Source organism: Cytobacillus sp. QJM3NY_8 (assembly GCF_056173585.1).
The window spans coordinates 4,149,832-4,163,529 of record NZ_CM149681.1 but is presented as its reverse complement, the minus strand read 5'-3'; the positions used below and the strand labels follow the sequence as shown (position 1 = coordinate 4,163,529).

10 protein-coding genes, 1 other RNA gene and 1 other annotated feature are annotated in these 13,698 nt (G+C 41.9%); of the genes, 10 read left to right on the top strand and 1 reads right to left on the bottom strand.

Annotated elements, in window-relative coordinates:
• Window positions 1–107: 107 nt before the first annotated feature.
• The 6 genes from AC0VZ9_RS21455 (at window position 108) to dtd (ending at window position 7,332) form a co-directional block, all read left to right on the top strand.
• On the top strand, window positions 108–1,010 hold the full coding sequence (locus tag AC0VZ9_RS21455) for a cation diffusion facilitator family transporter (protein ID WP_475396713.1): 903 nt from the start codon (window positions 108–110) through the stop codon (window positions 1,008–1,010).
• 24 nt (window positions 1,011–1,034) lie between these two features.
• Window positions 1,035–1,352: a LapA family protein gene (locus AC0VZ9_RS21450; RefSeq protein WP_019382912.1), complete on the top strand. Its 318-nt coding sequence runs from the start codon at window positions 1,035–1,037 to the stop codon at window positions 1,350–1,352.
• Between the two features lie 162 nt (window positions 1,353–1,514).
• On the top strand, window positions 1,515–3,884 hold the full coding sequence (gene recJ / locus AC0VZ9_RS21445; protein WP_475396712.1) for a single-stranded-DNA-specific exonuclease RecJ: 2,370 nt from the start codon (window positions 1,515–1,517) through the stop codon (window positions 3,882–3,884).
• Window positions 3,875–4,387: an adenine phosphoribosyltransferase gene (locus tag AC0VZ9_RS21440; RefSeq protein WP_009333085.1), complete on the top strand. Its 513-nt coding sequence runs from the start codon at window positions 3,875–3,877 to the stop codon at window positions 4,385–4,387. Before recJ ends, AC0VZ9_RS21440 begins: the two co-directional genes overlap by 10 nt.
• A 294-nt stretch (window positions 4,388–4,681) precedes the next feature.
• On the top strand, window positions 4,682–6,877 hold the full coding sequence (locus AC0VZ9_RS21435; RefSeq protein WP_019382910.1) for a RelA/SpoT family protein: 2,196 nt from the start codon (window positions 4,682–4,684) through the stop codon (window positions 6,875–6,877).
• 14 nt (window positions 6,878–6,891) lie between these two features.
• Complete coding sequence (gene dtd, locus AC0VZ9_RS21430; protein ID WP_009333083.1) at window positions 6,892–7,332, top strand: D-aminoacyl-tRNA deacylase; 441 nt, start codon at window positions 6,892–6,894, stop codon at window positions 7,330–7,332.
• 62 nt (window positions 7,333–7,394) lie between these two features.
• On the opposite strand, the gene AC0VZ9_RS21425 is transcribed toward dtd, so the two are convergent.
• A complete protein-coding gene (locus AC0VZ9_RS21425) occupies window positions 7,395–9,137 on the bottom strand; it encodes an SH3 domain-containing protein (RefSeq protein WP_475396711.1) in 1,743 nt (580 codons plus the stop codon).
• Window positions 9,138–9,366: 229 nt separating this feature from the next.
• Between AC0VZ9_RS21425 and AC0VZ9_RS21420 the strand changes: the two genes are divergently transcribed.
• The 4 genes from AC0VZ9_RS21420 to ssrS all read left to right on the top strand — a co-directional run bounded on the left by AC0VZ9_RS21420 (window position 9,367) and on the right by ssrS (window position 13,480).
• Window positions 9,367–9,543 (top strand): hypothetical protein, encoded by a 177-nt coding sequence (locus AC0VZ9_RS21420; protein WP_026041802.1) that lies wholly within the window; start codon window positions 9,367–9,369, stop codon window positions 9,541–9,543.
• Window positions 9,544–9,655: 112 nt separating this feature from the next.
• Window positions 9,656–9,895 (top strand) — a binding site (T-box leader).
• Window positions 9,896–10,026: 131 nt separating this feature from the next.
• Window positions 10,027–11,301: a histidine--tRNA ligase gene (gene hisS, locus AC0VZ9_RS21415; RefSeq protein ID WP_342025652.1), complete on the top strand. Its 1,275-nt coding sequence runs from the start codon at window positions 10,027–10,029 to the stop codon at window positions 11,299–11,301.
• A gap of 28 nt (window positions 11,302–11,329) precedes the next feature.
• Complete coding sequence (gene aspS, locus AC0VZ9_RS21410; RefSeq protein WP_475396710.1) at window positions 11,330–13,105, top strand: aspartate--tRNA ligase; 1,776 nt, start codon at window positions 11,330–11,332, stop codon at window positions 13,103–13,105.
• A 187-nt stretch (window positions 13,106–13,292) separates the two neighbouring features.
• Window positions 13,293–13,480: non-coding RNA, 6S RNA (ssrS, locus tag AC0VZ9_RS21405), on the top strand.
• Window positions 13,481–13,698: the final 218 nt, after the last annotated feature.

Below are 13,698 nucleotides of genomic sequence, written 5' to 3'. Positions count from 1 at the left end.
TTTTGTTAATCTGGAAAACTGGATGCCGTCTATTTTACAAAAAAGGTTAATGATTCCGGGAAATAGGATAAACTAAAAACAAGTTCAGGGAGGAAGGAAGTATCGCTTTGGAAAATAACGATCGTTTTAAGAAAGCTGAATTTGCAGCCATTATTGGCATCGTGGGCAATATTATTCTTGCTGCCATCAAATGGGGAATAGGCATTTATTCAGGAAGTAAAGCGCTCGTGGCAGATGCGGTCCATTCTGCTTCAGATGTAGCCGGATCCTTTGCTGTATATTTAGGGCTGAGAGCTGCAAAACAGCCGCCGGATAAGGATCACCCATATGGTCATGGAAAAGCTGAAATGATTGCAGCCATTATTGTTGCGGTTTTGCTGTTCCTCGTGGGAATTGAAATCGGCAAATCATCATTTGAGTCATTTTTTTCGCCAATTGAACCTCCAAAAGCAATTGCAGTAGCTGCAGTGCTGGTTTCTATCATTGTGAAAGAAGCGATGTTTCGTTATAAGTATAATTTGGGAAAGAAACTAAACAGTGATGCTTTAATTGTAAATGCCTATGAACACCGTTCAGATGTCTATTCATCAATTGCAGCTTTAATAGGCATTGGATGTGCAATAATTGGCGGAAGAATGGGGATCGAATGGCTTGAGTATGCAGATCCTGTTGCTGGTCTCATTGTTTCCCTTATGATTCTCAAGATGGCATGGAGGCTGGGGAAAGAATCCATTCATAGCACACTTGATCATGTGCTTCATGAAGAAGATACACTTGAGATGCGCAAAACTGCTGAATCCGTTGATCTGGTTAAAAGGATTGATGAACTGCACGCCAGGGAACACGGACATTATGTTATTGTAGATATTAAAGTTTCAGTGGATCCCAATATGACTGTTGAGGATGGCCACCGGGTGGGCAAAGAAGTGAAACGCAAGCTGCTTGGATTGGAAAATGTTCAAAATGTATTTGTGCACATTAATCCTTATAGTGAAGAGCGCGTAAATTAGAGAAAATATTGGGGAGAGGATTGCATGAAATTTCAATGGGCTTTATTATTTGGTTTTTTATTTGCACTAATAGTCGCTGTTTTTGCAGTAATCAATGTTGATAATGTAACGGTAAACTACTTGTTTGGGGAAAGCCAGTGGCCGCTGATTCTAGTGATTTTAGGATCAGTCCTTATGGGAGGAATGATTGTCGGGTCTGTGGGCCTTGTCCGTATTTACTCACTTCAAAGGAAAGTGAAAATACTAAAAAAGGAAAATGAAAAGCTGCATGCGGGACATGCGGTAAAGGATAATGCCAATAATGAAGAGTTTGAAAAAGAGCTGGATAGGGATATTCATTAAAATAAAACAGGCTTGGGCTTTTGCCCAAGTTTTTCTCTTGTCCGCAAAAAAGTGGCCTGCAATTCATATCTTTCTTTCCAAATCTGTATGGAATATCCCTATTTTAACTTATTGAAACACATGTCCCCCTCTTGTATAATTAATAAGCTGAGGGGTGAACGTATGTTACATTCAAGAACGCGATGGATTGTTCGGCAAACACAGGAGGATAAGGTGCAGCAGCTTTCAAAGGAATTGAATATTTCTCCACTGGCCGCATCGCTGTTAATTAATCGCGGAATGGATACCGTTGATTCAGCACGGTATTTTTTATTGGATAAAGACCAGGAATTTCATGATCCTTTTTTAATGACAGATATGGCAAAAGCTGTTTCCAGAATAAAAGAAGCAATTGAAAAACAGGAACCTATCTTAATTTTTGGTGATTATGATGCGGATGGAGTGACAAGCACTTCTGTCATGATGATGGCACTTAGAGATCTCGGTGCTGACGTCCAATTCTACATACCGAATCGATTTACTGAAGGTTATGGACCAAATATCCCGGCTTTTGAGCAAGCCGCTGATACTGGCATCCGTTTAATTATTACCGTAGATACAGGGATATCGGCTGTAAACGAAGCAAAGGCTGCAAAAGAGCTTGGAATGGATTTGATTATTACAGATCACCATGAGCCTGGCCATGAGCTTCCTGAAGCATGGGCAATTGTGCATCCTAAGCATCCGGAAAGCAGATACCCATTCCGGGAACTGGCCGGTGTTGGAGTAGCATTTAAACTTGCACATGCGCTATATGGTGAAATGCCTGATCACCTCTTGGAAATAGCTGCAATCGGCACAATTGCCGACCTTGTTTCTTTAACGGGAGAGAACAGGCTTATTGCCAAGCGCGGGATTCAAAAGCTGAAATCAACTAAGAATACAGGTTTGAAAGCCTTGTTTAAAGCGGCTGGAATTGAACTTCCATCCATTAATGAAGAAACAATCGGCTTTACAATCGGGCCTCGCCTCAATGCAGCCGGCAGGCTTGAAAGTGCGGATCCGGCAGTGGATTTGCTTCTGACAAATGATCCTTATGAAGCACAAGCCATTGCTGAAGAAATTGAAACGTTAAATAAAGAGAGGCAAGCTATTGTCAATGACATTGCAGCACAAGCGGTTAAAGAGGTTGAAACTAATTTTCCTATCAGTAAGAATTCAGTAATTGTTGTAGGCAAAGAAGGCTGGAATGCCGGTGTAATTGGAATAGTAGCTTCGAAGCTTGTTGAAAAGTTTTACCGCCCAGCTATTGTTCTCAGTTATGACAGTGATAAAGGGCTGGCAAAGGGATCAGCAAGAAGTATTAAAGGTTTTGATCTGTTCAAAAATCTTTCTGAATGCCGGGATATCCTTCCCCACTTTGGGGGCCATCCAATGGCGGCAGGAATGACCTTGTCAATTGAATCGGTCGATGACCTCAGGGATAGACTGAATACTCTTGCAAATGAACAGCTGACCGAGGAAGATTTTATTCCGGTAACCAGCATTGATGGCGTCTTCCATCTAAAGGATATCAGCCTCTCTTCTATTGAAGAAATGCAGCTGCTTGCCCCATTTGGGATGGGAAATCCAAAACCGAAAGTCATGATAAAAGAGGCCAATATTGCCGCTATGAGAAAAATCGGATCTGATCAAACTCATATAAAGGTCACCATCGAAAATGATGGATCTTCCCTTGATGGAATCGGCTTTGGACTCGGACATTTGCATGAGCAGATTTCACCATATTCCAAGCTATCGGTTATTGGCGAATTATCCATTAATGAATGGAATAATATTAAAAAACCGCAAATCTTCCTGCAGGATATGGCAGTGAACTCCTGGCAGCTATTTGATATCCGGAGTTTAAAGCGGCTCGAAAGGCTCCAAAGCGTCATTCCTGAGGTAAACACTACTTGGATATTCTTTAATGAGGAACATATATCCAAATTCAGGACATATGCAGGGGAAAGTATGGTGAAAATATCATCTGAAGAGGATGCAGAAGCATTAAAACTAGATGGCTCAAACATCGTGCTTGCTGATATGCCGCCTTCAAAGGAAATGCTTGCTCATGTATTCTCCGGAAAAAAACCTGCCAGAATTTATGCTCATTTTTATAAAGAGGACAGTGACTATTTCAGCACTATTCCAACAAGAGATCATTTTAAGTGGTATTTTGCCCTTCTTGCTAAAAAAGGCTCGGTCGATATCAGGCGTCATGGGAATGATATAGCGAAGCATAAGGGATGGAGCAGGGAAACGGTAGATTTTATGTCTCAAGTGTTTTTTGAATTGGATTTTGTTAAAATAAATAATGGTGTCATTTCGTTAAACAATACATCAATTAAACGTGATTTAGCTGATTCGCGAACCTATCAGCTTAAACAGGCACAATACACTCTTGAGAGCGATTTGCTCTATTCATCCTTTCAGCAGCTCAAAGACTGGTTTGATGAAGTTATGCAAGGGGCTGTAAAACTTGAGGAGGCAAAGGAAGAAAAATGGACTTAAAACAGTATATAACAATTGTTGAAGATTGGCCGAAGCCAGGCATAAAATTTAAAGATATTACAACACTTATGGACAACGGTGAAGCGTATAAATATGCGACTGACCAAATTGTTGAATATGCCCGTGAAAAGAAAATTGATCTGGTTGTTGGCCCGGAAGCCCGCGGATTCATCATCGGCTGCCCTGTAGCTTATTCATTAGGTGTAGGTTTTGCCCCTGTCCGCAAAGAAGGAAAACTTCCCCGTGAAACAGTCAAGGTTAATTATGGCTTAGAATATGGCAAGGATATATTAACCATTCATAAAGATGCCATCAAACCTGGGCAAAGAGTTCTGATCACTGACGATCTCCTTGCGACAGGCGGAACAATTGATGCAACCATCCAGCTGGTTGAAGAACTTGGCGGAGTAGTGGCTGGCATTGCATTCCTTATCGAATTAACATACCTTGATGGCCGTAAAAAGCTTGACGATTACGATATTCTGACATTGATGCAATATTAATTTTTTCATACCAAGAGAGCGCCATACGAAATGGTGCTCTTTTTAATTTATCTGTCAAAATAGGTATATTAAGTGCTTCCAAAACCAATTATGGAAAAACAATAAAGAAATTCGGACAAAAAACGACAAATTTTTTGTTATTCCCATAAAAATAACAGTCTATCCCTTTACATCTTCACTTTTTTTTTCGATAATAGTAGCAATATTAATTTTTTTTATAACTTGTTATAAATCCAATTACAAAATTATTACATTATGCAAATGCATAAAATTCAGGGAGATAAAGGTGATTCCATGGCGAACGATCAAGTTCTGACCGCCGAGCAAGTCATCAACAGAGCAAAAGAATATTTAAACGATGAGCATGCAGAGCTTGTAAAAAAAGCGTACGAGTTTGCCAAGCATGCCCACCGTGAACAATATAGGAAGTCCGGTGAACCATACATTATCCATCCAATTCAAGTGGCAGGCATCCTTGCTGATCTGGAGATGGATCCATCAACGGTTGCTGCCGGCTTTCTTCACGATGTGGTTGAAGACACCGAAATCTCATTGGAGAATATCGAAGAAGCCTTCAATTCAGAAGTGGCAATGCTTGTCGATGGTGTAACAAAACTGGGGAAAATTAAATATAAATCACAGGAAGAGCAGCAGGCTGAAAATCATCGGAAAATGTTCGTGGCAATGGCCCAGGACATCCGTGTAATCTTAATTAAGCTTGCTGACCGTCTTCATAATATGCGGACACTTAAGCATCTGCCAGCTGAAAAGCAGCGCCGCATTTCGAACGAAACGCTTGAAATTTTTGCACCTCTTGCGCATAGGCTTGGAATTTCAAAGATTAAGTGGGAGCTTGAAGATACGGCTCTAAGGTACCTAAATCCGCAGCAATATTATCGGATTGTAAACCTGATGAAGAAAAAAAGAGCGGAACGGGAAGAGTACCTGGATGATGTTATCAATGTCATGCGGGGCAGGCTGTCAGAGGTTTCAATTAAATCAGAGATATCCGGCCGCCCTAAGCATATATACAGCATCTATCGAAAAATGGCGCTTCAAAACAAGCAATTCAATGAGATATATGATCTTCTTGCTGTACGCATTGTTGTAAGCAGCATTAAAGATTGCTATGCGGTTCTCGGGATTATTCATACATGCTGGAAGCCGATGCCCGGCCGTTTTAAAGATTACATTGCCATGCCTAAACAGAATATGTATCAATCTCTTCATACCACGGTTATCGGGCCAAAAGGTGACCCGCTGGAAGTCCAGATCCGTACCATGGATATGCATAGAATTGCAGAGTTTGGTATTGCTGCCCATTGGGCTTATAAAGAAGGAAAAAGAGTGAATGAGGGCTCTTCATTTGAGGAGAAGCTGACCTGGTTCCGTGAAATCCTGGAGTTTCAGGATGATGCTGCAAATGCTGAAGAGTTCATGGAATCACTGAAGATCGATTTGTTTTCCGATATGGTGTTTGTTTTTACTCCTAAAGGGGATGTCATCGAACTTCCTTCCGGATCCGTTCCCATTGACTTTGCTTACCGAATTCACTCGGAAATTGGAAACAAGACAATCGGTGCCAAAGTCAACGGAAAAATGGTCACGCTGGATTACAAATTGAAGACCGGCGATATTATTGAAATCCTGACATCCAAGCATTCATATGGACCGAGCAAAGATTGGCTGAAGCTTGCTCAGACTTCACAGGCTAAAAATAGAATACGAACCTTTTTCAAAAAGCAGAGAAAAGAAGAAAATGTGGAAAAAGGAAAAGAGCTTGTTGAGCGGGAGATTCGCAATATGGATTTCGACCTGAAGGAAATTTTGACATCTGATAATGTAAAAAGGGTCGCAGAGAAATTCAATTTTGCCACAGAGGAAGATATGTATGCTGCTGTTGGCTATAACGGAGTAACGGCACTTCAGGTTGCCAACAGGCTGACAGAAAAATGGCGCAAGAAACGCGATCTTGAACAAACCTCCGATATTACAAATGCTGTTTCGGAACTGAAGACTTTTCCATCTGCCAAAAAACGCGAATCCGGTGTCCGGGTTTCAGGCATTGATAACCTGCTGATTCGCCTTTCCCGCTGCTGTAATCCTGTCCCCGGAGATGAAATCGTCGGGTTTATTACAAAGGGTAGAGGAGTTTCTGTACACCGTGATGATTGTCCTAATATTGAAACGGATGATGCAAAACAAAGGCTCATCCCGGTTGAGTGGGAAACAGCCTTAAATGACCGGAAAGAATACAATGTTGAAATTGAAATTACCGGTTATGACCGCAGGGGATTATTAAATGAGGTCCTTCAGGCTGTTAATGAAACGAAAACCAACATTTCAGCTGTATCAGGACGATCAGACCGCAATAAATCAGCAACGATTAATATGTCCATTGCCATACACAATGTCAGCCATCTGCAAAAGGTTGTGGATCGGATTAAACAAATCCCTGATATTTATGCAGTAAGAAGGATTATGAACTAAAGGGAGCAGATAGAATGCGTGTTGTAGTGCAGCGAAGCAAAGAAGCCAGCGTAACGGTGGACGGCAAAACCGTCGGAAGCATCAAAAAGGGGTTTGTTTTGCTCGTTGGAGTCACCCATGAAGATAAGGAAGAGGACGCAGCTTTTCTGGCTGATAAAATTGCCAATCTTCGCGTCTTCGAAGATGAAAATGGCAAAATGAATTTTTCCCTGCTGGATCAGGAAGGTGAAATTCTTTCGGTTTCCCAGTTTACTTTATATGGAGACTGCCGGAAGGGCAGACGGCCCAATTTCATGGAAGCGGCTAGCCCGGCGCATGCCGTAAATATCTATGATGCTTTTAACCGGTATTTAGAAGCTAAAGGCCTGAAAGTAGAAACAGGTGTATTCGGGGCCATGATGGATGTTCAGTTAACCAACGATGGACCCGTTACGTTAATTTTAGAAAGCAAGTAAGTTAATTTATAACGAAACGCAAAAAAGCCCCGGCACCCAAAGTAGGATGCCGGGGCTTTTTGCTAATTTTTGAAATAGCGGGCAAGTCCCTGATAAATTCCTGCTGTTGCTGATTGCTGATACTGTGCAGAAGAAATCAGGGCCTCTTCAGCCGGATTGCTCAGATATCCAAGCTCGATGAGAACTGCATTGCGTTTATTCTCTCTTATCACATGATAATCTCCAGCTCTATAGCCCCGATCTCTCAGGTTTGTCATGGCTATTACATTGGAGTGGATATTGGCTGCAAGTTCCTGTTGAAAAGGATGATAATAATAAGTAGTCGCTCCTCTTGCAGTGCGATCTGGCGTGCTGTCATAATGAATGCTGATGAAAGCATCTGCATTATGATAATGTGAAATGCCTACTCTGGAAGGAAGCGGCAAATAGGTATCTCCGCTTCTGGTAAGAATAACATTTGCACCTGCAGATCTTAATTTGTCTGCGAGCAATTGAGCGGTCCTGATTGTAATATCTTTTTCACGAGTCCCTCGTGCCCCTGTTGTCCCGTTATCACGGCCACCATGGCCGGGATCAAGGACGATTGTTTTATTTTCCAGGTGCTGTTCTGCTCCCGGTTTTGTTACTGCAGGTGCAGATCCTTCAACCTTGACGATCCATCCTGCTACAAAACCCGTCCCGCCGTTTGGAAGGCGGACTTCATACCAATCATCATTCAGGCTGATAATTTCAAAGCTGTCCCCTTTATTTGCCCTGTGAATGACAGATGACTGGCTGCTGGCTTTTTTTCTAATATTTGATCCGTTATGTAATATAATTGCAGAACTGCCGTTTACACTCTGCTGGGAAGAGCCGGAATTTTTCTCGGCTGTTATGTCTATGAACCAGCTTGCTACCCATCCATAAGAACCAGTCTGATATTCAATTTTTGCCCAATTATCAGCTTGCTCAAGAATAGGAAAGGTTTGGCCTTTTGTAACAGAACCAATCGGTTTCCCATTTAACGATCCTTTATTCCTAACGGTTAAAGAAGTTGCCGTAACAGTGCCGGTTTTCCCGGACGCCGACTGTTTTGGCTTGCTTTCTGATTGTGAGGATTGAACCGCAATATATTGGCTGCTGATCCATCCGGCATTGCCCGAGAAAGAGATTTCTGTCCAGCTGTCATTTTGAGAAATAACAGCTACTGTCTCCCCCGAATTTAGTTTGCCGATGACGTCACTATTAAGCGATGGCTTGTTTCTTACATTCAAGGAGTTTGCCGTGATTTTCCCGGTTTGGCTGCTGCTTGATGAATTTTTCTTTTGGCTGCCGCTGTATTGGACGAATTCATTTGCGACCCATCCATCTCCATAAGGTGTTTGGATCTTAACCCAGCTTCCTTCTGTGCTCATGACCTTATAGGCTGTTCCTTTATGTATAGTTCCCAGGACACCGTAACTTGTGCCAGGTCCCTTTCTCACCCTCAGGCCATCTGTTGTGATGATTGCCTGGGAATTTGAACTGGCTGCTTTTTCTCCTCTCTGACTGGTGGTCATATCGGAAACAAGCCAGCTGGCCACATAGCCGTTTTCCCCCTGGAAATTAATTTTAATCCAATCTCCTTCACGGGAAAGAGCGTTAAATTGATCTCCTTTCTGGGCTTGTCCCAGAATGGGGTAGCTTAAGCCTGGGCCTTGACGGACGTTAAGATTATTTGTGGGGATTGTTACAGAACTGTTTTCAGCTTTAACCTGTGTTTCCGCCTGTGTTATGCCAGCCAAAAACATAAGACATATCACGAGAATAAGTGGTTTTTTCTTCAACAGGCCGCCTCCTTTCATAATTAAAATCCTTATTAAAAGAAAAACAAACAAGGTGCTGGCAGTCAAGATAACTTTGGTCCTAGAATACTTCTGCATCTTGTGCAATTTCCCTTCTATTATCGGTTTATCAGCAATCATTTTTAGCTGGGAATTAAATTTGTCCTGTTATGAAACATTTCATCTGAAAATGGAAAGAATAGAACAGACTATAAAAAAAAGGGTGAGCACTATGAGATTTGGTGAAAAAGGGATGTCTGCACAATCTGGTGAAAATCAGCTGTTCGGGGTGGATTTTCATGATTTTATACAAAGAGAACAAAACTCAAACATGATTGAACTCGCATCAGAGTTTGGACTATCTCTCAAGGATGTCAGGAAACTGAAAAAAAAGCTGGAACGATCATAACATGTTTTTAGTCTTGACATTGATGAAAATGCTCCGTATTATAATATAAATAAAATGACAATTACAATTAAATGTCTAGCTGCAGCGCCTGACCAAGGCGTTTCTGCTTTTCGATAAACCATTGATGGAGAAGAGTAGTTAAACCCCACATGAAAAGAGAGAGAGTGCCGCCCGGCTGAAAGCATTCTCACATGATGATTTAACGAAAGAACACTTCGTAGGTTTCTCTCTGAAAAAGGCGTGATCTTTAGTAGGAGCTGAACGTTAACAGGCGTTAACTGTAAAAGAGGAAGTCTATATATTGGCTTCAACTAGGGTGGCACCACGGGAAAACCAAACTCTCGTCCCTTGTATTTAATATACAAGGAGGCGGGAGTTTTTTTTATTTTGTCGATGCTTTCGATTATGGCCTATTTATTAGCTAAAGCGTAAAGGGTCAATAAATTATACATAGTTATCATTTTGCATTAGGAGGTAATTTTCATGTCTATCCGAATACCGAGGGGAACGCAGGACATTTTGCCGGGGGAAGTTGAAAAATGGCAATTGATAGAAGAAAAGGCAAGGGAACTTTGTGAGAAGTTTCAATATCGTGAAATCAGAACACCTATTTTTGAACATACAGAATTATTTCTGCGCAGTGTTGGAGACACGACAGATATTGTTCAAAAAGAAATGTACACGTTTGAAGACCGCGGCGGACGAAGCCTGACACTTCGTCCTGAAGGAACGGCTTCTGCTGTAAGGTCATTCGTTGAACATAAAATGTACGGTGATGCGAGCCAGCCTGTAAAGCTTTATTATATGGGACCAATGTTCCGTTATGAACGCCCCCAGGCAGGACGTTTTCGCCAGTTTGTCCAATTCGGTGTCGAAGCGATCGGCAGCGCGGATCCGGCAATTGATGCGGAAGTTATCGCACTGGCAATGTCACTTTATAGAAGCATGGGCCTGCAAAAGCTTAAATTGATTGTGAACAGCCTGGGAGATAAAGAAAGCCGATCTGCACACAGAGAGGCTCTGGTCAATCACTTCAAGCCGCGGATCGGGGAGTTTTGCCAGGATTGCCAGAATCGCCTTGAAAAAAATCCAATGCGCATCCTGGACTGTAAACAGGACCGTGAACATGAACTTATGAAATCTGCTCCATCCATCATTGATTATTTAAATGATGATTCAAAAACCTACTTTGAGAAGGTTCAAAAGTATTTAAAGAACCTGGATATTGACTTTATTGTTGATCCAAATCTTGTTCGCGGCCTGGATTATTACAATCATACGGCCTTTGAAATTATGAGTGATTCCGAAGGTTTCGGAGCAATTACCACTCTTTGCGGCGGCGGACGATACAATGGCCTCACTGAGGAAATTGGCGGTCCTGAAGCGCCGGGAATAGGTTTTGCTTTAAGTATCGAGCGATTCATTGCTGCTCTTGAAGCAGAGAAGGTGGATCTGCCTCTTAATAAGGACATTGATTGCTACCTTGTATCCCTTGGAGAGGAAGCAAAGGATTACACAGTCGGCCTTCTTCAAAAACTTCGAATGGCAGGATATTCTGCTGAAAGAGATTATCTTGACAGAAAAATTAAAGCCCAGTTTAAAGCGGCAGACCGGTCGAATGCAAAGTTTGTTGCTGTCTTGGGTGAAGATGAACTTAAAGCGAACAAAATTAATGTAAAATCAATGGAATCGGGAGAACAAACAGAGCTTGGTCTTGATTCTTTCATAGAAAAATTTACAGAGCTTTATCAATCATAAATCAGTTTTATATTTGGGAGGAATTAGAATGTTTGGGCGAACGTATTTTTGCGGGGAAGTAACGGAAAAAGCTATAGGAGAAAAAGTAAGCTTAAAAGGCTGGGTACAAAAGCGCCGGGATTTAGGCGGGCTGATCTTTGTGGATCTTCGTGACCGCACTGGCATTGTTCAGGTGGTATTCAATCCGGAGGTTTCTCCTGAAGCTCTTGCAGCAGCTGAGAAGATCCGCAATGAATTTGTTCTAGATATAGAGGGAGAAGTAATTGCGCGTGAAGAAGGCACCATCAATGAGAACCTGAAAACAGGGCGCATTGAGATTAAAGCAGAGAAAGTGACTATCATCAATGAAGCAAAAACACCTCCTTTTGTCATTGATGATAAAGCGGATGTTTCCGAAGATGTCCGCCTTAAATACCGCTATTTGGATTTGAGACGCCCTATTATGTTTGATACCTTTAAGATGCGTCATCAAGTAACAAAAGCGATGAGGGATTATCTGGACAGCGAAGGATTTCTTGATGTTGAAACACCGATCTTAACGAAGAGCACACCGGAAGGAGCCCGTGACTACTTAGTTCCAAGCCGTGTGCATCCGGGTGAATTCTATGCTCTTCCACAATCACCTCAAATCTTTAAGCAGTTATTAATGGTAGGCGGATTTGAACGCTATTACCAAATAGCACGATGCTTCCGTGATGAAGACCTGCGTGCAGATCGCCAGCCTGAATTTACTCAGGTCGACATCGAAATGAGTTTTATGAGCCAGGAAGACATCATCGGCCTAATGGAAAACATGATGAAAAAGATCATGAAAGAAGTGAAAGGCCTGGATGTCCAGCTTCCATTCCCGCGCATGACCTATCAGGAAGCGATGGACCGTTTTGGATCTGATAAGCCGGATACACGCTTTGGGATGGAATTGACGGATTTATCCGAAATAGTAAAAGAGTCAAGCTTCAAAGTATTTGCCGGAGCAGTAGCTTCCGGGGGACAGGTTAAGGCCATTAATGTAAAAAAAGGTGCAGGAAAGTATTCACGAAAAGATATTGATGCCCTAACAGAGTTTGCTGCTGTTTATGGTGCAAAAGGGCTTGCATGGTTAAAAGCGGAAGAAGACGGTTTAAAAGGTCCGATTGCCAAGTTTGTGACTGAGGATGAGCAAAAAGCATTCTATGCTGCTCTGTCAGTAGAACCAGGAGACTTCCTCCTCTTTGTGGCTGATAAGAAAAATGTTGTGGCAGATGCACTCGGCGCTCTGCGATTAAAGCTTGGAAAAGAGCTTGATCTGATTGATCAAAGCAAGTTTAACTTCCTTTGGGTTACAGACTGGCCGCTTCTGGAATACGATGAGGAAGAAGGCCGCTATTATGCAGCCCATCATCCTTTTACAATGCCTGCCAGAGAAGATTTAGATCTTCTTGATAAAGATCCTGCTCAAGTCCGTGCACAAGCATATGACCTTGTATTAAACGGCTACGAGCTTGGCGGCGGATCATTGCGTATTTTCGAAAGAGACGTTCAAGAAAAAATGTTCAGTGTGCTTGGCTTCTCAAAAGAGGAAGCTGTTGAACAGTTTGGATTCCTGCTTGAAGCATTTGAATATGGCACTCCTCCGCATGGCGGAATTGCCCTTGGATTAGACAGACTTGTAATGCTGCTTGCTGGCAGAACAAATCTAAGGGATACGATTGCCTTCCCTAAAACAGCCAGTGCGAGCTGTGTGCTAACAGAAGCTCCTGGTGAAGTTAGCCAGTCCCAGCTTAATGATTTGCACTTAGCGCTTAATTTGAAAAAAAGTGAGTAATTTCCTATATAATGATTAAATGGTGAAAAAAACACGTTTTTCAGAAAAATAAACTGGGAAGTAACTCCTGATTTTAAGGCAGGTTCCATAACTTCAAGGAAGAAAATGGATAAAAATGTTCAAATTAGCTCCATTTCATCAGCTTGAAAAAGAAGAAACCGTGTGATATGATCGTATCAATAAATAAAGAGTCCTGATGTGTTCGTTGTAAAACCTGAAATTTTGACCAACATTATTCCTTCGGGAGTCCGGAGTTTTCCCGCAGCGTAAAAGCCTCATGGATGAGGACTTACAAACGCAGGAAACAGGACACCCACCTGCTGAGTGCGGGTTCAAAACGAGGGCATCAATAGCGACGGCACGATTGGGACTCTTTAGTACATACGATTGTAAAAATCCATGCTCGTGAGCATGGATTTTTTGTTTGTCCTGTTCTTTATGTTCGTACTTGAACTGAGCTATTGCTGATATGATGATAAGGATTAAATATGATAGCGCAGTTAACACTATTGGATAGAAAGTTTCGATTTAATTATTGCTTAAAATGTTAATGTCATTAATCCTATAGAACTACTTGCTTTAAAGTTCAAGTA